This is a genomic window from Amycolatopsis sp. NPDC031561 (assembly GCF_055580625.1).
This window is the reverse complement of record NZ_JBVILA010000008.1, coordinates 273716-295417: the sequence shown is the minus strand read 5'-3', so window position 1 is coordinate 295417 and position 21702 is coordinate 273716. Positions and strand designations below refer to the sequence as shown.

The window sequence follows — 21702 nt, the reverse complement described above, 5'->3', positions numbered from 1 at the left end:
ACACACCCCCCCCCCCCCCGCCCCCCCCTCCCCCCCCCCCCCCCCCCCCCACCCCCCCCCCCCCCCCCCCCCACCCCCCCCCCCCCCCCCCCCCCCCCCAAGCCCCGCGTGTCGAGCCGAACATGTCTCGCCAGCCTTCTACGCTTCATCGCGAGGCTCGACCACGTACCTCCTCGCACGGCCGTCGAGGAGGTACCCCTGGCTTCTCGACGCTGCCGAGCGCACGCCTGCGCAGCATTTCAGGGGGTGGAGGTGATGGCCCATGACAAGAAGGGGCCGGAATAACCGGTTCACCGTTAGTGTCAGGTTTGACCTGACACTAACGGTGAACGTCGCAGTAACCCTGGTCGTACTGGTGTTGTTAGGCATCGCAACCTTGCACTAGCACTGACCAGTGGTAACACGTCGCCGGGGCTATCCACCAGGATGGCTCCGGCGATGCCTAATGAGGCTAAAGATTCGACCTCATCCGCGTCACTGTAACCCGGTCGGTCTGCGTATACGCAACACATCGCCCGGCATGTTCTGCATTGGCCTGCATCGCTCTGCACCGATCTGCGTCGTGGACCATTGCGGCATCGACCCCACTCCTGACAAGTGACCGGGGTCTCACCCCGCTCAAGTGGACACTCGCCTTCCGGCGGCTCAAGGTGGAAGGACTGGGCGGCACGCTGGAGTGCGTCCGGGACGGAGGTCACCATGGAGCCGTTGCCCGAAGACGGCGAACGGGACTGGGCCGAACCAGGCGTCTACACGGTTTCGCCGGGGGTCCACCGGATCCCGCTGCCCCTGCCGTACGACGCGCTGCGCGCGGTCAACGTCTACGTCGTCACCGACGGCACGCGTCTGGTCCTCATCGACTCGGGCTGGGCGCTGGAGTCGGCGCGTGAGCTGCTGTCGCGCGGGTTGAAGGCGCTCGGTGCCGACCTCGGCGACATCGACGAATTCCTGATCACCCACGTGCATCGCGATCACTACACCCTCGCGGTGGAACTGCGCCGCGAGTTCGGCGGCAAGGTCGGGCTCGGGAAGCTGGAAGAACCTTCGCTGGTGCGATCCGGCGATCCGGACCGCTTCCCGATGGAGGCGCAGGTCGGCCTTCTCGAGCGCTGCGGCGCGGTCCCGGTGGTCGAGGAACTCGCCAAGGCCTTCGGCGGCGTCCGGCACACCGAAGCGCATTTGTGGGAACAGCCCGACGAGTGGCTCGTTCCCGGCAAACGCACGATCATGCCCGGCCGCGAGTTCGAAATCGTGTCCACGCCGGGCCATACGGCCGGGCACGTCGTCTTCGTCGACGACGAAGCGGGACTGGTGTTCTCCGGCGACCACGTGCTGCCGCACATCACGCCGTCCATCGGATTCCAGCCGGTGCCCGCCGAACTGCCGCTGAGCGACTACCTCGACTCCCTGCGCCTGGTGCGCGAGATGCCGGACCGGCGCATGCTGCCCGCGCACGGCCGCGTCACCGACAGCGTCCACGCCCGCGTCGACGAACTGCTGGAGCACCACCGCGACCGGCTCGAGGTCATGGGCGCCGAGATCACCCCGGACGTCACGACGGCGTACGAGGTCGCGTTGCGGCTGGGCTGGACACGCAGGCAGCGCAAGCTCCCGGAGATGGACCCGTTCAACCAGATGCTCGCCGTCCTCGAGACCGGTTCCCACCTGGATCTGCTGGTGGCACAAGGGAAACTCACCGCGGCCGAGACCGACGGAGTGCGACACTACGCCTCATGATCATCCGGCAAGCACGCCGCGAGGACGTCGCGGCGATCGTCGGGATGCTCGCCGACGATCAGATCGGCAGCACCCGGGATTCGGCCGATGACCTGACGCCGTATCTCAAGGCCTTCGAGGAGATCGACGCCGATCCGGCACAACTGCTGATCGTCGCCGACGACGCCGGTGAGGCCGTCGGCACGCTCCAGCTGTCGATCATTCCGGGTCTGGCGAGGAAAGGCGCGCTGCGCGGGCAGATCGAGGCCGTCCGGGTGCGGGCGAGCCATCGCAGCTCCGGTCTCGGCGGCGAGCTGATGACGTGGGCCATCGACGAATCCCGGCGACGGGGCTGCGCGCTCGTCCAGCTGACGTCGGACGTGAAACGCGAGGACGCGCACCGGTTCTACGAACGCCTCGGGTTCGAGGCCTCTCACACCGGCTTCAAGCTGAAGCTCTGACCGCCCGCGTTTCGTCCTCTAGTTGCGGTAGTTGCACGCGCAAGGACCGCAACCAGAGGACTAATTGCGGGAGTTAGCGGGTGCCCGAGATCTTCGCGCTTCCCAGGACGAGATCGCCTTCGGCCGCGTCGGTGCGGTAGAGGACGACGACCTGTCCCGGCGCGACCCCGCGCAGCGGCTCGCGCAGCTGGACGGTCACCGCGTCGCCCGAGTCACCCGAAACCTCGGCGACGGCCTCGACGATCCCGCCGTGCGCGCGCACCTGGACGACGCATTCGGTCGGGCCGTCCAGCGGCCGCTCGCTCGGCCAGATCGGGCGGTTCGCCTCGATCACGTTCACGCCGAGATCCCGCGCGGAACCGACCTTCACGGTGCCCGAAACCGGCTCCAGCGAAAGCACGTAGCGCGGCCGCCCGTCCGGCGCGGGCGCCTCGATGCCGAGTCCCTTGCGCTGGCCGACGGTGAACCCGTGCACGCCGGTGTGCTCACCGAGCACGGCGCCGGTCTCGGCGTCGACGAGCTGCCCGGGACGCTGGCCGAGGCGCTTCTCCAGGAAGCTCTTCGTGTCGCCGTCCGGGATGAAGCAGATGTCGTGGCTGTCCGGCTTCTTCGCCACCGACAGGCCGCGGCTCTCGGCCTCGGCGCGCACGTCGGTCTTCCACGAATCACCCAGCGGGAACAGCGAATGCCGCAGCTGCTCCGGGGTCAGCGAGGCCAAAACGTAGGACTGGTCCTTGCCGGAGTCCACACTGCGCCGCAGCTCCGGCACACCGTCCACAACGGACAGACGGGCGTAGTGCCCGGTGGCGACGGCGTCGAACCCGAGCGCCATCGCCTTGTCCAGCAGCGCCTCGAACTTGATCTTCTCGTTGCAGGTGACGCACGGGTTCGGCGTCCGGCCGGCCGCGTACTCCCCGACGAAGGTCTCGATGACCTCTTCGGTGAAGCGCTCGGCGAAGTCCCAGATGTAGAAGGGGATGCCGAGGACGTCGGCCGCTCGCCGCGCGTCGCCCGAGTCTTCGATCGTGCAGCAGCCGCGGGAGCCCGTGCGCAGCGTGCCGGGCTTCGCCGACAGCGCCAGGTGCACGCCGACGACTTCGTGCCCGGCGTCCACGGCGCGCGCGGCGGCCACCGCCGAGTCCACTCCCCCGCTCATCGCGGCCAGTACGCGCATCTTCCTCACACCTCTTGCTTCTGCGTCTGCTTGCGCATTCCCGCGAGTCCCGCCTGCCTCGCCCTGTCGACGACGCCCGCGATCTCCCTCGAAACCGCTTCAACGTCTTCCGGTGCCGAGGTATGCCCGAACGAGAACCGCAGCGACCCGCGCGCGGCCGCCGGATCGGCACCCATGGCCAGCAGCACGTGGCTCGGTTGCGCGACACCCGCCGTGCACGCCGATCCAGTGGAACATTCGATGCCCTTGGCGTCCAAAAGCATCAAGAGACTGTCACCCGCGCAACCGGGGAAAGTGAAGTGGGCGTGCGTCGGCAGGCGCTCACCCTCACCGCCGTTGAGCAGCGCGTCCGGCACCTCGCGCCGGACGGCCTCGACCAGGTCGTCCCGCAGCTCGGCGACGCGTTTGGCGTACTCCTCGCGGCCCTCGACCGTGGTCTTCACGGCCGTCGCGAACGCGATCACCGCGGGCACGTCGAGGGTGCCCGAACGCACACTGCGCTCCTGGCCACCGCCGTGCAGGACCGGCACGCACGCGGTGTCGCGGCCGAGCAGCAGCGCGCCGACGCCGTACGGGCCGCCCAGTTTGTGCGCGGTCAGGGTCAGCGCGGCGGCCCCGCTCCCGGCGAAGTCGACCGGCACCGCGCCGACGGCCTGGACGGCGTCGGTGTGCAGCGGGATCTCGTGCTCGGCGCAGACGGCGGCGAGCCCGGCGATCGGGTTGACCGTGCCGACCTCGTTGTTCGCCCACATCACGGTGGCCAGCGCGACAGTCTCGGGGCTGTCGCCGATCGCGGCGCGCATCGACTCCGGGGACACCCGGCCGTCCTCGTCGACCTCGACCCAGACGATCTCGGCGTCCGCGTGCTGCTCCAGCCATTCGACGGAGTCGAGGACGGCGTGGTGCTCGACGGTGCTGCACAGCACCCGCCTGCGCTGTGGGTCCTCACCGTTGCGGGCCCAGAAGATGCCCTTGACCGCGAGGTTGTCGCTCTCCGTGCCGCCGCCGGTGAAGATCACCTCGGACGGCCTGGCACCCAGCGCCTCCGCGATCACCTCGCGGGCCTCTTCGACCTTGCGGCGGGCCCGGCGACCCGAGGAATGCAGCGCGGAGGCGTTGCCCACTGTGGACAGCGCCTCGGACATCGCCGCTACGGCTTCGGGCAACATCGGGGTGGTCGCCGCGTGGTCGAGATAGGTCATCGCCATACCAGGGTAGACCGCTCCGGGGCGTGACCAAGCCCACCCTGTGTCAGCGGGTGGTGCCGCTCATAGCCGACGGCCACCGGCCGGTCAGCCGCACCCCGAGGAGCGCGATGCCGGTCAGCAGCACCGAAAGCACCAGGATCGCCACCGAAGGCTCCTTCGCCGACGCCACCGAGGCGAGCAGAACTCCACCCAAACCGATGGTCAGAGCCGATCCGACCCAGTCGCCGAGCTGCAGCGCCGAAGTGTTGAACCCGCGTTCGGCCTCCGGCGAGTAGCGCAGCAGCAGGACCGAGATGGCGGGCATCGCGATGCCCATCCCGGCGCCGCCGACCGCCGACGCCACGAACGCCATCCAGCCGGGGAACGAGGGCAGCGGCACGAAGACGAAGATCGCCAGACCGGCCGCGACCAGCGCGAACCCGGTCCGCAGGGACGTCTCGCGCGACCAGTCGAGCCTGCGGCCCTGCAGCATCGACCCCGCCGACCAGCCCAGCGCGGTCACCGTCAGGGGCAGCCCGGCCAGCGCGGGGCTGTAGCCGTGGACCTCGGTCATCGTGAGCGGCAGGTACGCCTCCATCCCGGCGTACGCGCCCGCGATCAGCGCGCGGGAGGCGATCACTGTCGGCAACCCCGGCCGCGACGTCAGGGTGCCCGCGGGCAGGAGTTTGCGGAGGGCGTACGCCAGGGCGACGAGTCCGGCGCCGCCGTAGGCCAGTGCCGCCAGGGACGGATGCTGCGCCGCCCAGGTGAGCGCGGCGACGCCGAGGGCGGCGACCACCGCGGGCACCACCCCGGCGCGGCTCGCGGATTCGCCGGGCACGTGGGCGGGCAGTTTGCGCGTGACCAGCACCAGCAGCGCGAGCCCGATCCCGGTCAGCGGGATCAGCCCGAGGAACACCCAGCGCCAGCCGACGCTCACGGTCACCACACCCGCGACCGAGGGCCCGATCACCGCGGGCAGCACCCAAGCGGCGGCGTTGGCGGCGTAGATCACCGGGCGTTCGCGGTCGCTGAAGGTGAGCGCGATCAGCAGCGACACCGAGACCAGCAGGAGACCGGACCCGAAACCCTGCAACCCGCGGCCGAGCAGGAGCAGCGGCATGTCGTGCGCGAGCCCCGCCACCAGCAGCCCGGCGGCGAACAGCGCGGTACCGGCGAGCAGCGCGGGCGCCGGGCCCTTGCGGTCACCGAGGCGTCCGGAAAGGACGGTCGCGACCACGCTGGCGACCAGGAAGGTGGTGAAGGGCCAGGCGTACAGCGCGAGGCCGTCGAGGTCGGCCACCATCGTCGGCATCGCGGTGGCGACGCCCATGCTCTCGAACGCGATGAGCGTGACCATGAGCAGCAACCCGATCGTGGTCACGCGGTGCTCCGGTGTCCAGAGCACGCCTTTCGGCTTCGATGCCGCCTTGTCCCCAGTGATCGTCATACGATCAGCGTGCAACCTCCAGCTGGGTGGAGGTCAAGCACCGACGGACTCCAGGCGCAGTTCCCGCGCCAGCACCGCGGCCTCGCCGCGCGAGGTGACTTCCAGCTTCCCGAGGATCTTCCGCACGTGGAACTTCACCGTGTGCTCGGTCAGCCGCAGTTCCTCGGCGATCTGCCGGTTCCGCTTCCCGCGCGCGATCCCGGCGAGGACTTCGAGTTCACGCGGGTTCAGCCGGTCCAAGGGGCGCAGCTCCGGGGTTTCCTGGACTTCCAGTGGCATCACGGCGGTGATCGTGGCGCCCCAGCCGGGGACGGCGTCGACCTCCCAGCGGCCGCCGAGCGGGGTGATCCGTTCGGTGAGACCGGCGGCGGGCACGGCGCGGGCGACGTCCGGGCCGTCGTCGCGCACGGTGATCCGGAGGGCCTGGCCGTCGAGCTGCCAGGACGCGCGGACGCGGGTGCTGCCCCGCTCCAGCGCGGTGAGCACGAGACCGCGGGTGACCGTGCGCGCGGTGTGCGCGATGTCCTGCGGGAGCGAACGTTCGTCACCGGGACCGGCGAGGTCGACGGTCACGTCGTTGTGGCGTACCAAGGGATCCAGCTGCGCGACGAGGGTGTCGAAGGCCGCCGACGCCGGTTCCGCCGAAAGTTCCTGGTCGCGGTCCGCGATCGAGCGCAGTTCGACCAGCGACGCCGCGGCGAGATCGGTCGCGGCCTGGCGGGCGGCGGCGTCGCCGAGACGCCGGGATCGCAGCACCGAAAGCAACGACGCCAAGGCCGTCGCGTGGGTCTGCCCGAGATCGGTGATCGCCCGCGCCCGCGCCCGCGCGGTCGCGGCCGCCAGGTTGCTCGCGAGGATCTCGGGTTCGGGATCGGTGGCGCGCTGGGCGGCGTTCACGCTGACGATGTCCCACAGCTTCGCGACGATCCCGAGCGCACGGTCATCGGGCGCGTCCCCGGTGGGGACGAGCGCGATCATCGCGCCCTTGCCGATCACCGGGGCCGAGCTCAGGACGACGAGCTTCCGGCGCTCGCCGCCGAGTGTCTCCTCCACCACCGCGGCCTCGCCAGGGACGCCGAGCGCGGCGAGCCGCCGGAGCTCCGCGCTCGTGACGGCGCCGGTGATCGCCGGATCGCCGTCGACCTTGATCGGCAGGCGGGAGCAGTCACCGGTCTCCATGGCGGCGGCCCGGTGCGGCAGGACGGCCGCGGCCGTCGCCGAGAACCGCGGCAGGAGTTCGTGACGCCGGGCGGCGAGCATGTACTCGACCTGGCTCAGCACGTACAGCGGATCCGACCACTCGTCCATGACTCCACAGTAAGCGCGTTCCCGGTCCGCGACGCTGCTCGCCCGGCTAGTGAACACTGCTCGTCCGGCTGGTTCGGGCGGGGACAGGCCGCCGGTTGACTGATCGCAGCGAAGAAAATCCACGAGGAGTGAACATGCGAGCGATCACCATCACCCAGTACGGCGACACCGAGGTCCTCCGGGAGACCGAGGTCCCGCTGCCGGAGCCCGGCCCGGGTCAGGTGCGGGTCGCGGTCGAGGCCGCCGGCGTGAACCCGGTCGACTGGAAGATCCGGTCCGGCGCGGTGGCGGAGGTGCGGCCGATCGAGTTCCCCCACATCCTCGGCCTGGAACTGGCGGGTGTGGTGGACGCGGTCGGCGAAGGCGCCGGATTCGCCGTCGGCGACGAGGTCTTCGGCTGGTCCGACACCGGGGCGTACGCGGAATACGCGCTGGCGACCAACGTCATCCGCAAGCCCGCCGGGCTTTCGTGGGCCGAAGCCGCCGGGCTGCCGATCGTCGGCGAGACGGCGTTGCGCGTGCTGGGCGAACTCGAGGTCAAGCCCGGGGAAACCCTGGTGCTTCACGGGGCGAGCGGCCAGGTCGGCCGGATCGCGACGCAGGCCGCCGTCGCGCTCGGGGCCACGGTCATCGGGCTCGCCGGGACTTCGACCTTGGACGAGGTCGAGGCTCTCGGCGCGCTGCCGGTCCAGTACGGCGACGGGTGGGTTTCGCGGGTCCGGGCGGCGGCCCCGCAGGGCGTGGACGCGGTGTTCGACGCGGCCGGGTTCGGCGTGCTGGCCGATTCCGTGGCGCTGCTCGGCTCACCCGACCGGCTGGTCACCATCGCCGACCCGGCGGCGTTCGCGCAGGGGCTGAAGTTCTCGGCGGGCGGCTCGGAGACTCCGGCCGTGCTGGAGGATCTGGTCGCTCGGGGGCTGAAGGTGAAGCTGGGGTCGAGCTACGGGCTGGCGGAGGTCGCGGAGGCGCACCGGGAGAGCGCGACCGGGCACGCGGGCGGGAAGATCACGCTGACGCTGGTGTGAGGCCGCGGCCCTTCCTGGAGTGTCATGAAAGGGGCTTTCAGGACGAAAAACGTCCTGAAAGCCCCTTTCATGACATGCGCGCTACTGAGACACCACCTTGGAAGCCACGGCAGGAGCGGGAGCGGAGACAGAGCGGCGCCGCCGCGTCTGCACCGGGATCTGCACCCGCCCGAGCGCCGCCTGCACCGCGGATTCCGCCAGCAGCGCCAGCTCCCGCCGGTCCGAAGCGCGCCCCGGCGCGATCTCCGGGCACACGTGCACCTCCAGCACCAGACCGCGCAAAGCCGCCACCCGCCGCAGCGAGGCGATGAGCGACTCCGGCCCGATGAACGCAGGCTGCGTGGTCTCACGCCCGTCGCTGAGCCGGAAGCGCAAGGCGAGCGGCCGCACCGGGACACCGCCGTCGATCGCGGCCTGGAACGCCGCCGGGCGGAAGCGGCCGGAGCCCAGTCCGCACCACGTGGTGCCCTCCGGCGTCACACTGACGAGTGATCCGCCGCGCATCGCGCCGGCGAGTTCGTCCATCGTCGCGGGCAGGCTGCGCAGGTTCTCCCGGTCGAGAAAGATGCTGCCGCCGCGGCGGACCAGCAGGCCGAGTACCGGCCAGGCGCCGACCTCTTTCTTGGCGAGCGCCCGCATCGGCTGGACGGCGTTGACCGCGATGATGTCCAGCCACGAGATGTGGTTGTTCACCACCAGCGCGCCACGGCCGGGCACGGCGCGGAAACGTTCGTCGCCGAGGACGCGCAGCCGTACCCCGAAGGACTTCAGGATCCCTGCGAACAGCAGGCGCACCAACCGTTCCCGGGGCATGCCGCGCAGCACGAGCACCAGCGGCGCGGCCAGGAAGGCCCCGGCGATGACGCCGATCGCCGCGGCGAAGCGCAGGACGCGCCGCGGGAACGCCACCGTCGGCGCCCCTTCGCTCAGACATCCGTCACCACAAGGCGATTTCGGCATCCAGGCGTGAGTCATCCCTGTACTCCCAGGAAGAACTTGAGATAACGCTCGTCGACGTTGTGCAGGTCCAGCAGGACGAAGAAGTCCGCGACACCGAAATCCTCGTCGAGCGCGGGCGGGCCGTAGACCTTGGCGCCCAGGCGCGTGTACCCCTTGATGAGCGGCGGCAGGGTCGCCCGCGCGGGCCGCTCGACGCCCTCGGTCCGCCACGGGTTCAGCGGGGTCACCCGGCGCGACTCGTCCGCATAGTGCTTGGCGCGCAGGACATCCCAGACGCCCGCCGCGTATTCCCCGCCGCCGGTCAGCGGCACGGACGCGCAGCCCGCGAGGTAGCGGTGCCCGGCCAGCAGCATGTAGCGGCCGATACCCGCCCAGACGAGGCTCACCACGGCACCGCTGCGGTGATCGGGGTGCACGCACGAGCGGCCCGTCTCGACCAGCGAAGGACGCAGTGAATCGAGCGCCGTGAGATCGAATTCGCTGTCGGAGTAGAGCTTTCCGGCCCGCGTCGCCCGATCGGGCGGCAGCATCCGGTACGTGCCCACGATCTCGCCGGTGTTGTCGTCCCGCACCACGAGGTGATCGCAGAACTCGTCGAAGTAATCGACGTCGAGACCGGGTACGGGCGAATTGAGCGTCGCTCCCATTTCCTCGGCGAACACCCGGTGACGAAGGCGTTGCGCGGCAACGACTTCTTCGTTTCCGTTGGCGACGAGGAGCGAGTAGCGCGGCGCGTCGGCCGGGAGTTCGACACCTGCCTGGTCAGTACTGACGAGGAGCTGTGACGTCGTCATAAGCAAGGTTTACCCCTCGGGGGGTACCAACGACAATGCGCCCGATGGCCGAATAGTGCACGTTCAGTTAATTGCGGGTTCTCAGGCTTCTCTCAGGGTGGAACGTCACTTTCAGATCACAGAAAAGGGGCCGTCCGGGAAAGAAATCCCGGACGGCCCCTTCAGGGTGAAACTCAGCCCTTGCGCTTCTTGACCTCGTCGGCCAGCTGCGGCGCGACGTTGAACAGGTCGCCCACCACACCGAAGTCGGCGATCTCGAAGATCGGCGCCTCGGCGTCCTTGTTGACCGCGATGATGGTCTTCGACGTCTGCATGCCCGCCCGGTGCTGGATCGCCCCGGAGATGCCCAGCGCGATGTACAGCTGCGGCGAGACCGTCTTACCGGTCTGGCCGACCTGGAACTGCGCCGGGTAGTAGCCCGAGTCGACGGCGGCGCGGGAAGCGCCGACGGCGGCACCGAGCGAGTCGGCCAGCGACTCGACGACGTCGAACTTGTCGGCCGAGCCGACACCGCGGCCACCGGAGACGACGACCGAGGCCTCGGTCAGCTCCGGACGGTCGCCGCCGACGATCGGCTCGATGCCGGTGATCTTGGCGGACTTCGCCGGGTCACCCGCGGGGACCTCGACGGTCTCCTCGGCGGCCGCACCCTCGGCCTGGGACGCCTCGACCGCGCCGGGGCGGACCGAGATGACCGGGACGCCCTTGGTGGACTTGGCCTTGACGGAGAACGCGCCACCGAAGATGGACTGGTCGACGCTGCCGTCGCCGTTCACGCCGACGGCGTCGTACAGCAGACCGGAGCCGAGGCGGACCGCGACACGGGCGGACACCTCCTTGCCCTCGGCGCTGGCCGCGACGAGCACGGCGGCCGGGGAGGTCCGCTCCGCGAGCGCGGCGAGGACGTCCACCTTCGGGGTGACCAGGAAGCCGGTGGCGTTGTCGCCCTCGGCGACGTACACCTTGGCGGCGCCGTGCGCGGCGAGGGCTTCCTTCGCCTTGGCGGCGGTGCCGGTCGGGCCGACGACGACCGCGGACGGCTCACCGAGCTCGCGGGCGGCGGTCAGCAGCTCGAGCGTGACCTTCTTGACTTCACCGTCGACGTGGTCGACGAGGACGAGTACTTCAGCCATTTCCCTATTCCTCCTCGAAACCTGTCTCAGATGAGCTTCTGCGCGACCAGGTAAGCGGCCACCTTGCTGCCGCCGTCACCCTCGTCCTCGACGCGCTCACCGGCGGTGCGCGGCGGCTTCGGAGTGGCTTCGAGCACCGACGACCAGGCGTTGCCGAGGCCGACCTCGCCCGCGTCGAGACCGAGGTCCGCGACGGTCAGCGTCTCGACCGGCTTCTTCTTCGCGGCCATGATCCCCTTGAAGGAGGGGTAACGCGGCTCGTTGATCTTCTCGCCGACACTCACCAGCGCGGGCAGGTTCGCCTCGAGGTGCGTGACACCGTCCTCGGTGTAGCGGTCGGCCTTGATCGCGGTGCCGTCGACGGTCAGCTCGTTCACGTGGGTCAGCTGCGGCAGGCCGAGCAGCTCGGCGATGATCGCCGGCACGGCGCCACCGCGGCCGTCGGAGGCCTCGTTCCCGGTGATGACCAGGTCGTAGCCTTCGACCTTGCCGATCGCGGCCGCCAGCACCTTGGCGGTGGCGATCGCGTCGGAACCGTGAAGGGCTTCGTCGGAGACGTGGATGGCCTTGTCGGCACCCATGGACAGCGCCTTGCGGATCGCGTCGGTCGCGCGGTCGGGACCCACCGAGACGACGGTGACCTCGCCCTCGCCGGCTTCCTTGATCTTCAGGGCTTCTTCGACGGCCTTCTCGTTGATCTCGTCGAGCACGGCGTCGGCGGATTCGCGGTCAAGAGTGTTGTCGGCACCGGAGAGCTTCCGCTCCGAGTAGGTGTCCGGTACCTGCTTGACCAAGACAACGATGTTCGTCATGGGTCTACTTCGACCTCCCGTTGGTGGCCGGCGTCGGCCACGGGGCAACAGCTCTACTGGCCGGTAGATTAGGGCCATTTCGGCGCCGCGGCCCGCCGAGGTGACCTCATTCACCTGGATGCACGTTTTAGTGGGACCATCGTCCAGGTAATTCACCCGGAAGTGAGTGTAACCGGCCGACTAACCCGAACGGCCGTATTCCGGGGTACTCCCGGCGAGGGTGACGGGCTAACCTGCCCCACCATGCGTTCCATGCCCGGCCCTGTCGCCGTGATCACGGACTCGACCTCCTGCCTCCCCGCACCGGTCGCCGAACGCTGGGGAATCGGCGTCGTTCAGGTCCAATTGCAGGTCGGCGAGCAGTTCGACGAAGAGAACCGCTACGACCGCGACGAAGTCATCGGACAGCTGCGCGCCGGGACCCCGGTGAAGACGGCGCCTCCGGAGGTCGCCGCGTTCTTCTGGGCGTTCCAGGACGCCGCGAGCAAGGGCGCCTCGGCGATCGTCAGCGTCCACATCTCGGGACGGATGTCGGAGACGGTGAACGCCGCCCGCGAGGCCGCCCAGCAGGTGAACGTCCCCGTCCACGTCCTCGACAGCGGGACCACCGGGATGAGCCTCGGTTTCGCGGCGACCTCGGCGGCCAAGGTCGCCGCCGCCGGCGGGCAGGCCACCCGGGTGATCGACGCGGCCGAGCGCCGGTTCCGGGGCAGCCGGGAGATCCTCTACGTCGACACGCTGGAGTTCCTGCGGCGCGGCGGCCGGATCGGCGCGGCGCAGGCGTTCCTCGGCTCCGCGTTCTCGATCAAACCCCTGTTGACGCTGAAGAACGGCGAGGTCGCCCCGCTGACCCGGGTGCCGGGCCAGCGGCGGGCGCTCAACAAACTCGTCGACCTCGCGGTGGACTGCGCGGGTGATCAGGACGTCGAGGTCGCCATCACCCGGTTCGGTCCCGACGAACGCGACCTCGAGATCGGCGGGCGGCTGCGGGCCCGGCTGCCGCATATGGTCGACAGCACCCTGGTCGACGCCAGCATGATCCTCGGCGCCCACCTCGGTCCCGGCGCGATCGGCATCACGGTATCCCCGGTGTAGCGCGCTTCGACGGGATCAACGCCAGGAGCAGCGGGAGCACCGCGCCCAGCGCCGTCATCGCGACGATCAGCACCTGGTCCACCGGCTCGAAATGCGAGACGTGGCCCAGGTGGTAGAGGAAATGCGGCAGCCCGAAAAGGAAGGTCGCGAGTGCCGCGAGCCTGGCCACGGCGGTCGTCCCGATCACGGCCGCGCCGATCAGGATGGCGGAAAGCGCCAGGTTGAGACCGCCGAAGTCGCGGAGCAGGTGTTCGTTGAAGGGGCCGTCCATCGCCACCCAGCCGGTGCGGAAACCGGGGAAGTCCTCGTAGAAACCGCGAGGGCTGAGCAGTGGCCAGAGCCCGACAGGCAGTTCGACGAGACCGAAGACGACGAGCAGTACGCGAGTGAGTGTCCGTTGCATACCTCCTGGACTGGGCAGCGCCGCGAAACGTGACACCGCAAGTCGTCCTCTGGTTGCGGTAGTTGCACGCGCAAGGACCGCAACCAGAGGACGACTTGCGGAGGGGATGGAAGTGACCGGCCGGTAGGGTCGCGGCGTGACCACCCCAGCCACCAGGGCCGAAGCGCTGCACCTCACGGGTGAACGCACCGTGCCGGGCATCGCCGAGGAGAATTATTGGTTTCGCCGCCACGAAGCGGCGTATCACCATCTCCTCCCGCTGTGCGAAGGCAAGACCGTCCTGGAGGCGGGCTGCGGCGAGGGCTACGGCGCCGGGCTCATCGCCACCGTCGCCGCGCGGGTGCTCGCGCTCGACTACGACGTGCCCACCACGGAGCACGTCGCCCGCCGCTATCCCGGCATCGGCGTGGCCAGGGCGAACCTGGTGTTCCTGCCGCTGCGGGACGCCTCGATCGACGTGGTCGCCAACTTCCAGGTGATCGAGCATCTCTGGGACCAGGGCGCCTTCCTCGCCGAATGCCGCCGCGTGCTGGCTCCCGGCGGACGGCTGATCGTCACCACGCCCAACCGGCTGACCTTCACCCCGGACAGCGACACCCCGCTCAACCCGTTCCATACCAGGGAACTCGCACCGTCCGAATTGGACGGACTGCTGCGTGACGCCGGGTTCGAGGTCGAGACGCTGCACGGTCTCCACCATGGCGAAGGCGTCGCGAAGCTCGACGCCGAGTACGGCGGTTCGATCATCGACGCGCAGCTCGACGTCGTCATGGGACAACTGCCCGGCCAGGCGACCTGGCCGCCCGCACTGCTCGCCGACGTCGAAGGCATCCAGGCCGCGGACTTCGCCATCCACGGCGAAGACCTCGACGCCAGCCTCGACCTCGTCGCCGTGGCGGTGCGGCGATGAGCGAGTACGAGGGCACGTTTTGCCTCGTCGTGCACAGCCACCTGCCGTGGCTGCCGCACCACGGGTCCTGGCCGGTCGGCGAAGAATGGCTTTACCAGGCCTGGGCGCATTCGTACCTGCCGATGGTCGACCTTCTACGCCGCTTCGCCGACGAGGGCCGCGAAGACGTCCTCACCCTCGGCATGACCCCGATCCTCGCCGCCCAGCTCGATGACCCCTACTGCATCGACGCGTTCCACGACTGGCTCGGGCACTGGCAGCTGCGCGCGTGGCACGCGTCCACGCTCTGGCGGGGCGACCCGCTGCTGCGCGACCTCGCCGCGAGCGAGTACCGGACGGCGACCAGGGCGGCCGAAGAACTCGAAACCCGCTGGCGTCACGGATTCTCGCCGATCCTCCGGTCCTTTGTGGACAACGGGACGATCGAACTGCTCGGCGGCCCGCTGGCGCATCCGTTCCAGCCGTTGCTCGACCCGGCGGTCCGGGACTTCATGCTGCGCGGCGGCCTCGCCGACACCGCGCTGCGGATCGGGCGGCGCCCCGAGGGCATTTGGGCACCTGAATGCGGTTACGCGCCCGGCATGGAAGCCGGGTACGCCGCCGCGGGCGTCCGGCGGTTCATGGTCGACGGGCCTTCCCTGCACGGCGACACCTCGGCCGCGCGCACCGTCGGCGACTCCGACGTCGTCTGCTTCGGCCGCGACCTCGAAGTCACGTACCGCGTCTGGTCGCCGAAGGCCGGCTACCCCGGCAACGCCGCCTACCGCGACTTCCACACCTGGGCGCACGAAGTCGGCCTCAAGCCGTCCCGGGTGACCGGCAAGACCATCGAGCCGCCGGACAAGGCGCCTTACGATCCGGCGATGGCGGCGGCCACCCTCGGCGGCCACGTCCAGGACTTCGTCGACACCGTCGTCGCGCGGCTGCGCTCGCTCAAGGCCGAGCACGGCCGCGAGTCGCTCGTCGTCGCCGCGTACGACACGGAACTGTTCGGGCACTGGTGGCACGAGGGACCGGCCTGGCTCGAAGGTGTCCTGCGCGCGCTGCCCGAGGCGGGCGTCCGCGTCACCACGCTCAAGGGCGCGCTCGAAGCGGGCCATCTTGGCGGGAAGGTCGATCTCCCGGCGTCGTCATGGGGCTCGGGCAAGGATTGGCGGGTCTGGGACGGCGAGCAGGTCGCCGACATGGTGCGGGACAACACCGCGCTGCAGCACCGGATGCTCGACCTCGTCGCCGGGATGGACACGACGACCCGTGACGCCGTCCGCGACCAGGCCGTCGCCGAGGCGATGCTGGCGCTTTCGAGCGACTGGGCGTTCATGGTCACCAAGGACTCCGCCGCCGACTACGCGCGGCGGCGGGCGAAGGCGCACACCGACCGGTTCGACACGCTGGCCGGGCTGCTCCGCGACGGCGCGCACGAGCGGGCCAGGGAGACGGCGGCCGCGTTCCGGCGCGACGACGGGCCGTTCGGGCACGTCGACGCGCGAGATCTGCTGAGGAAATGACGAAAGGGGAATCATGGGGATCCACGACATTCCGCTGAAGACGCTCGCGGACGAGGACACCACGCTCGGCGCGCTCGAGGGCAAGACGCTGCTGGTGGTGAACGTGGCGTCGAAATGCGGCCTGACGCCGCAGTACACCGGACTGGAGAAGCTGCAGGAACGCTACGCGGACAAGGGTTTCTCCGTCGTCGGGTTCCCGTGCAACCAGTTCGCGGGCCAGGAGCCGGGTACCGCCGAGGAGATCCAGACCTTCTGCTCGACGACGTACGGGGTTTCGTTCCCGCTGTTCGCGAAGCTGGACGTCAACGGGGAAAGCCGTCACCCGCTCTACGCCGAGCTGGCCAAGGCTGCCGACGCGGAAGGCGCCGCCGGCGACGTGCAGTGGAACTTCGAGAAGTTCCTCGTCGCCCCGTCCGGTGAAGTGGTGGGCCGATTCCGCCCGCGCACCGAACCCGAGGACGAAGCGATCACCAAGGCGATCGAGGCCACCGTCGGCGCCTGATCGATTCCCTGCCACGGGCGGTTCCGGAGTGATCTCTCCGAACCGCCCGTTTCTTTTTCCGGCGAAGTGGGGACCAAAGTCCCTAAATACCTCGACCGTTCGCGCGATGTTCTGTTCATCGATCACAATGCCTTGCCACACAAGGGAAATCCTGACGTCCGGCGGATGAATCGGTGTACCCGATTGCACTATGGCGCGGCCACCCGCACAGGGGAAGACTCGTTCGTCGGGGCTCCCCGCACACCACTGGAAACAAGCTCATCCGAGCTCGCATTTCGTCAACGCCGACAACCAGAAAAGTGTGGCCGAAATGATCGAAAAGAACATGATCCCGAAGGAATTCGCCTCACTCGCGAGTGTGCAGGCGACCGAAGAGAACGACCTGCTCGACAGGCGGAACGTGGTGGGTGTCGCACTCGGCACCAAGTGGTCGGGCGGAACGGACACCGGGGAAAAGGCGATCACGGTCCTGGTGGACACGAAGCTGCCGAAGGAAATGCTCCGCGACGACGACCTCATCCCCGCGAAGCTGTCGGGGGTTCTCGTCGACGTCCAGGAGGTCGGGGTACTGCAAGCGGGCCGGACCCTCACGACGCCGAAGGTCAACGGTGTCTCCCCGGTGCACGACGAGGCACCGGCGACGCAGCCGTCCCGCCAGGAGGAACTCCGTGACATGGTCGACCCGTTCACGCTGGCCAGGCGGTTCCGCCCGGCGTTCGGCGGGCTGAGTGTCGGCCACTTCCAGATCACCGCGGGCACGTACGGCACCGCCGTCTACGACGCCCCCGCGCTGCCCGGCAAACCGCCCAGGTACTACATCCTGAGCAACAACCACGTGCTGGCCAACTCGAACGCCGCCGCCATCGGCGACCCGATCCTGCAGCCGGGCCCGTTCGACGGCGGTGTCATCCCCAGCGACGTCATCGCCAGGTTGAGCCGCTACGTGCCGCTCAAGTTCATCACCCCCGGGCAGCCGGTCCCGCTGAACTTCGTCGACGCGGCCATCGCCGAAGGCCAGTTCCACGACCTCGACCGGCGGATCTTCTGGGTCGGCGACCTCAGGGGCGTCAACGCGGCGCCGGGCGTCGGCACCCGGGTGCAGAAGACCGGGCGGACCACCAGCTGGACGACCGGGACCATCACGAACATCAACGCGACCGTCGACGTCAACTACGGCGGCGGCCGGGTGGCCCGGTTCGCGCAGCAGTTGCTCACCACCGACATGTCGGCCGGTGGCGATTCGGGCAGCATCGTGGCGGACCTGAACGAGAACGCCGTCGGCCTGCTGTTCGCGGGTTCGCCCGTGGTCACCGTGGTCAACCGGATCACGATGGTCGAGGCCGCGCTCGGGATCAAGGTGCACCCGTAGTGGCGGACGACACCGTCGACGCCGCGCTGATCACCGCGTCGCGCTGGCTCGACGACGTCCCCGGGGTGGTGGGGGTCGGACAGGGCGAGGCCGAGGGGGCACCCACGATCGACGTGTGGATGACCCCCGGTCACGATCCCGGGCGGCTGCCTTCCCAGCTGCTCGGGGTGCCCGTCCGGGTCCGTGATTCCGGCGGCCCGGTGGAGGCTCTGCCGGAGTGACCCGCCTGGCCTCGGCATGGCGCTTGGTCAGCTGTGCCGAGGTCAGCGTCATCTTTCGCCGCCGGGGCGATCGCCCCGGCGGCGAAGACCGACTCACGAGTAACCTCCACCCATGCGCGTGCTGATGTTGTCGTGGGAGTACCCACCCGTGGTCGTCGGCGGACTCGCACGGCACGTCCACGCCCTGGCCAGGCATCTCGTCCGGCAGGGGCACGACGTGGTCGTCCTGTGCCGTCACACGGCGGGCACCGACGCCGAGACCCACCCGAGGACCGATCGCGTGGTCGAGGGCGTGCGGATCATCCGGGTCGCCGAGGATCCGATGCACGTGACCTTCGAACGGGACCTCGTCGCGTGGACGCTGGCCATGGGGCACGCGATGGTCCGCGCCGCGACCGACCTGCTGCGCACCTGGCAGCCGGACGTCGTGCACGCGCACGACTGGCTGGTCACCCACCCCGCGATCGCGATCGCCGAGGCCGCGCGGGTCCCGCTGGTCGGCACGATCCACGCCACCGAGGCCGGACGGCACTCCGGCTGGCTCTCGCATCCGCTGAACCAGCAGGTTCACTCGGTCGAATGGTGGCTCGCGAACCGCTCGGACGCGCTCATCACCTGTTCGCAGGCCATGCGCCGCGAAGTGTCGCAACTGTTCGAGGTCGACGGCGACGCGGTCACCGTGATCCACAACGGCATCGAAGAACGCACCTGGCAGGTGCCCGCGGAAGAGGTCGCGCACGCGCGGGAGGTCTACAGCCCCTCCGGCGCGCCGCTGCTCCTCTACTTCGGACGGCTGGAATGGGAGAAGGGCGTGCAGGACCTGCTCGCCGCGCTCCCCCGGATCCGCCGCGCCAAACCGGGGACCAGGCTGGTCGTCGCGGGCAAGGGCAGGCATCTGGAGGAACTGGTCGATCAGGCGCGCAAGCTGCGCGTCCGCCGCGCGGTGGACTTCGTCGGGCACCTGTCCGACCGTGAACTGCGCGCCGTGCTGGCCGCGGCCGACGCCGTCGTGCTGCCCAGCCGGTACGAGCCGTTCGGGATCGTCGCGCTGGAAGCCGCCGCCGCGAAGGCGCCGCTCGTGGCGTCCACCGCCGGCGGGCTCGGCGAGGTCGTCGTCGACGGCGAGACCGGCCTGGCGTTCAGCCCCGGCGACGTCGACGCGCTCGGGGACGCCGTCGAAGCGGTACTGGACGACGAGGTCGCCGCCGCGCGACGGGCGCTGACCGCGCAGTCGCGCCTGGCCGCGGACTTCGACTGGGGCCGGATCGCCGAGGCGACCGCCGCGGTCTACCGGCGGACTCGCGTCGGGGAACCGGTGGAACTGGGCCGCCCGAAGATCGCGACGGGCAACGCGTTCGAGCCGTGAGCGGCCACCCCCGGATGTCATGAAAGGGGCTTTCAGGACAAATTTTGTCTTGAAAGCCCCTTTCATGACATCCGGAACGGGGGCGGAGGGGAATCCGGGCCGTCGGGGGACCCGGACCCCCTCCACGAGCGTCGCGGGTCGCGAGGGGCGCGACCCCCGGGACTGCTCCAGGTGACGAAGATCAGAAGTGGCAGGGCCGGACACAGTCCGGCTGCGCCGAGACCGTCACCGAAGCCGACACGGCCGGTGCGGCGAGGGCAACCGCGAGGACGGCGAAAGCTGTGGCCAAGACCCTGCTCAACTGCTTCTTCATGGTGGCTCCTCGGAGATCCGGGCGGATTTCCCACCCGGCGCCGAGCATCCGCGCGACCCGCCGCGGAAACAACGGGGGTATCACTAGGTACCGCTACCTAATCGCGGTCCGTGACCGGTCATCCCTTTCCGCTGGTCAGCGCGACAGCAGGCCCAAGTCCGCGAAAGCCCCGCCCACCCCGGTGTGAGGGTGAGCGGGGCTTCCGCGACAGCGCGCGCCCGACAGCGCTACCGGAAGGAGCGCGCGCGTGAAATCGGGTCCGGCGGCGGGGAGCCACCGCCACCGGACCCGGTGGGCCACACCGTCCCAAACCGGTGTGGAACCCGGCCGCCCCGCGTCAGGTAGGGGCGGCCGGAGCCTTTGTCAGTGCGTGGTCAGGTACCGCGCGTACGCGCCGGTGGTGAGGAAGCTCGGCAACTTCTCGCCCAGCGCGGTCTCGGTGAAGATCTCGTAGGCGTCGCCGAGGCGGTTGCCCTCGCCCAGTTCGGATCGCACCGATGCCAGCTCTTCGTCCAAATAGGACACGGCGAGTTCGTGGGTGAGCGCGGTGCCGTCTTCGAGCTTGGTGCCGTTGCGGATCCACTGCCAGATCTGGCAGCGCGCGATCTCGGCGGTGGCCGCGTCCTCCATCAGGTTGTGGATGGCCGCCGCGCCGGTCCCGCGCAGCCAGGCGTCGATGTAGCGCAGCGCGACGTTGATGTTGGCGCGGACACCGGCTTCGGTGACCTCGCCACCGGCGCTGGCGACGTCGAGCAGGTCCTCGGCGGTGACGACGACGTCTTCACGGAGCTTGCCGAGCTGGTTGGGCCAGCCGCCGAGGACACCGTCGAACACCTCGCGGCAGACCGGGACGAGGCCGGGGTGCGCGACCCACGAGCCGTCGAAGCCGTCGTTCGCCTCGCGCTCCTTGTCCTGGCGGACCTTTTCGAGCGCGGTCGCGTTGATCTCCGGGTCCTTGCTCGGGATGAACGCGGCCATCCCGCCGATGGCGTGCGCCCCGCGCTGGTGGCAGGTGCTCACCAGCAGTTCGGTGTAGGCCCGCATGAACGGGACGGTCATCGTCACCTGCGCGCGGTCCGGGAGCACGAAGTCCGCGCCGTGCGAGGAGAAGTTCTTGATGACGCTGAAGATGTAGTCCCAGCGGCCGGCGTTGAGCCCGGCGATGTGCTCGCGCAGTTCGTAGAGGATCTCCTCCATCTCGAACGCGGCGGTGATCGTCTCGATCAGCACGGTCGCCCGGATCGTGCCGCGCGGGATGCCCAGTTCCCGTTGCGCCAGCAGGAAGACGTCGTTCCACAGCCGCGCTTCGAGGTGGTTTTCGAGCTTCGGCAGGTAGAAGTACGGGCCGCTGCCGCGGGCCAGCAGCTGGCGCGCGTTGTGGAAGAAGTAGAGGCCGAAGTCGACCAGGCTCGCCGAAACCGGGCGGCCGTCGATGCGGATGTGCTTCTCCACCAGGTGCCAGCCGCGCGGACGGGCGACGATCGTCGCGGGCTCGTCGCCGATCGTGTAGCGCTTGCCCGCCTCGGTGGTGAAGTCGATGTTGCGGCGGATCGCGTCGAACAGGTTGAGCTGGCCGTCGATGACGTTGTGCCAGGTCGGCGAGGTCGCGTCCTCGAAGTCGGCGAGCCAGACCTTGGCGCCGGAGTTGAGCGCGTTGACCGTCATCTTGCGGTCGGTCGGGCCGGTGATCTCGACGCGACGGTCTTCGAGACCGGGCGCGGCCGGGGCGACCGACCAGCTGCTGTCTTCGCGGATCGAGCGCGTCTCGGGCAGGAAGCCCAGCGGCTTCTCGCCGGACTGCAGCTCTTCGCGGCGCAAGCGGCGGGCGTCGAGCAGTTCACGGCGACGACCGGCGAACGCGTTGTCGAGCTTGGCCACGAAGTCCAGCGCGGCCGGGGTGAGGATCTCGTCGAACCGGGCTCCGGCGGGTCCGCAGACGTCGGTCCGGTAGTTCAGCTTCTCAACCATGGTGTGCCTCCGCTGGGCTTCGCGAAA

General features: G+C 69.7%; 21 protein-coding genes. 10 read left to right on the top strand and 11 right to left on the bottom strand.

Annotation, left to right across the window (positions count from 1 at the left end; all coding sequences use genetic code 11):
• Positions 1–699: 699 nt before the first annotated feature.
• A complete protein-coding gene (locus ACZ5IK_RS19830; RefSeq protein WP_465488979.1) occupies positions 700–1737 on the top strand; it encodes an MBL fold metallo-hydrolase in 1038 nt (345 codons plus the stop codon).
• Positions 1734–2177: a GNAT family N-acetyltransferase gene (locus ACZ5IK_RS19825; protein WP_465488978.1), complete on the top strand. Its 444-nt coding sequence runs from the start codon at positions 1734–1736 to the stop codon at positions 2175–2177. Before ACZ5IK_RS19830 ends, ACZ5IK_RS19825 begins: the two co-directional genes overlap by 4 nt.
• Positions 2178–2250: 73 nt before the next feature.
• On the opposite strand, the gene mnmA is transcribed toward ACZ5IK_RS19825, so the two are convergent.
• From mnmA to ACZ5IK_RS19805, 4 genes are read right to left on the bottom strand one after another with little or no spacing between them, the layout of a single operon-like run.
• The gene (gene mnmA, locus ACZ5IK_RS19820) at positions 2251–3351 is read right to left on the bottom strand and encodes a tRNA 2-thiouridine(34) synthase MnmA (RefSeq protein ID WP_465488977.1); all 1101 of its coding nucleotides are present in this window, start codon (positions 3349–3351) and stop codon (positions 2251–2253) included.
• Positions 3352–3356: 5 nt separating this feature from the next.
• On the bottom strand, positions 3357–4553 hold the full coding sequence (locus ACZ5IK_RS19815; RefSeq protein WP_465488976.1) for a cysteine desulfurase family protein: 1197 nt from the start codon (positions 4551–4553) through the stop codon (positions 3357–3359).
• Between the two features lie 49 nt (positions 4554–4602).
• On the bottom strand, positions 4603–5988 hold the full coding sequence (locus tag ACZ5IK_RS19810; RefSeq protein WP_465488975.1) for an MFS transporter: 1386 nt from the start codon (positions 5986–5988) through the stop codon (positions 4603–4605).
• Positions 5989–6021: 33 nt separating this feature from the next.
• A complete protein-coding gene (locus ACZ5IK_RS19805; RefSeq protein WP_465488974.1) occupies positions 6022–7296 on the bottom strand; it encodes a helix-turn-helix transcriptional regulator in 1275 nt (424 codons plus the stop codon).
• A 134-nt stretch (positions 7297–7430) separates the two neighbouring features.
• Between ACZ5IK_RS19805 and ACZ5IK_RS19800 the strand changes: the two genes are divergently transcribed.
• Positions 7431–8321 (top strand): NADP-dependent oxidoreductase, encoded by an 891-nt coding sequence (locus ACZ5IK_RS19800; RefSeq protein ID WP_465488973.1) that lies wholly within the window; start codon positions 7431–7433, stop codon positions 8319–8321.
• Positions 8322–8402: 81 nt separating this feature from the next.
• On the opposite strand, the gene ACZ5IK_RS19795 is transcribed toward ACZ5IK_RS19800, so the two are convergent.
• From ACZ5IK_RS19795 to ACZ5IK_RS19780, 4 genes are all read right to left on the bottom strand, one after another.
• Positions 8403–9296 (bottom strand): lysophospholipid acyltransferase family protein, encoded by an 894-nt coding sequence (locus ACZ5IK_RS19795; protein ID WP_465488972.1) that lies wholly within the window; start codon positions 9294–9296, stop codon positions 8403–8405.
• Positions 9293–10075 carry a GNAT family N-acetyltransferase gene (locus ACZ5IK_RS19790; protein WP_465488971.1) on the bottom strand — a complete coding sequence of 261 codons (783 nt, stop codon included), beginning with the start codon at positions 10073–10075 and terminating at the stop codon, positions 9293–9295. Before ACZ5IK_RS19790 ends, ACZ5IK_RS19795 begins: the two co-directional genes overlap by 4 nt.
• A 173-nt stretch (positions 10076–10248) precedes the next feature.
• Positions 10249–11208, bottom strand: a complete 960-nt coding sequence (locus tag ACZ5IK_RS19785) for an electron transfer flavoprotein subunit alpha/FixB family protein (protein ID WP_465488970.1) — start codon at positions 11206–11208, stop codon at positions 10249–10251.
• 26 nt (positions 11209–11234) lie between these two features.
• Positions 11235–12020 carry an electron transfer flavoprotein subunit beta/FixA family protein gene (locus ACZ5IK_RS19780; protein WP_465488969.1) on the bottom strand — a complete coding sequence of 262 codons (786 nt, stop codon included), beginning with the start codon at positions 12018–12020 and terminating at the stop codon, positions 11235–11237.
• A gap of 243 nt (positions 12021–12263) precedes the next feature.
• Here ACZ5IK_RS19780 and ACZ5IK_RS19775 point away from each other — a divergent pair, with 243 nt between their 5' ends.
• Positions 12264–13115, top strand: a complete 852-nt coding sequence (locus tag ACZ5IK_RS19775) for a DegV family protein (RefSeq protein ID WP_465488968.1) — start codon at positions 12264–12266, stop codon at positions 13113–13115.
• Here the strand turns inward: ACZ5IK_RS19775 and ACZ5IK_RS19770 are convergent.
• On the bottom strand, positions 13096–13518 hold the full coding sequence (locus ACZ5IK_RS19770) for a hypothetical protein (protein ID WP_465488967.1): 423 nt from the start codon (positions 13516–13518) through the stop codon (positions 13096–13098). The two genes, ACZ5IK_RS19775 and ACZ5IK_RS19770, sit on opposite strands and share 20 nt — an antisense overlap.
• A gap of 136 nt (positions 13519–13654) precedes the next feature.
• Here ACZ5IK_RS19770 and ACZ5IK_RS19765 point away from each other — a divergent pair, with 136 nt between their 5' ends.
• From ACZ5IK_RS19765 to ACZ5IK_RS19740, 6 genes are all read left to right on the top strand, one after another.
• On the top strand, positions 13655–14428 hold the full coding sequence (locus ACZ5IK_RS19765) for a class I SAM-dependent methyltransferase (RefSeq protein ID WP_465488966.1): 774 nt from the start codon (positions 13655–13657) through the stop codon (positions 14426–14428).
• Complete coding sequence (locus ACZ5IK_RS19760; protein WP_465488965.1) at positions 14425–15936, top strand: 1,4-alpha-glucan branching protein domain-containing protein; 1512 nt, start codon at positions 14425–14427, stop codon at positions 15934–15936. Before ACZ5IK_RS19765 ends, ACZ5IK_RS19760 begins: the two co-directional genes overlap by 4 nt.
• Before the next feature lie 13 nt (positions 15937–15949).
• Positions 15950–16438, top strand: a complete 489-nt coding sequence (locus tag ACZ5IK_RS19755; protein ID WP_465488964.1) for a glutathione peroxidase — start codon at positions 15950–15952, stop codon at positions 16436–16438.
• 310 nt (positions 16439–16748) lie between these two features.
• Entirely contained in the window at positions 16749–17807 is a 1059-nt protein-coding gene (locus ACZ5IK_RS19750; protein WP_465488963.1) for a serine protease, read from the top strand.
• On the top strand, positions 17807–18028 hold the full coding sequence (locus tag ACZ5IK_RS19745; RefSeq protein WP_465488962.1) for a hypothetical protein: 222 nt from the start codon (positions 17807–17809) through the stop codon (positions 18026–18028). Before ACZ5IK_RS19750 ends, ACZ5IK_RS19745 begins: the two co-directional genes overlap by 1 nt.
• 112 nt (positions 18029–18140) lie before the next feature.
• Positions 18141–19394, top strand: coding sequence for a glycosyltransferase family 4 protein (locus tag ACZ5IK_RS19740; protein WP_465488961.1), 1254 nt, complete (start codon positions 18141–18143; stop codon positions 19392–19394).
• 181 nt (positions 19395–19575) lie between these two features.
• Here ACZ5IK_RS19740 and ACZ5IK_RS19735 read toward each other — a convergent pair whose 3' ends face one another.
• Both ACZ5IK_RS19735 and aceB read right to left on the bottom strand, forming a co-directional pair.
• On the bottom strand, positions 19576–19707 hold the full coding sequence (locus ACZ5IK_RS19735) for a hypothetical protein (protein WP_465488960.1): 132 nt from the start codon (positions 19705–19707) through the stop codon (positions 19576–19578).
• 363 nt (positions 19708–20070) lie between these two features.
• Entirely contained in the window at positions 20071–21675 is a 1605-nt protein-coding gene (gene aceB / locus ACZ5IK_RS19730) for a malate synthase A (RefSeq protein WP_465488959.1), read from the bottom strand.
• Positions 21676–21702: the final 27 nt, after the last annotated feature.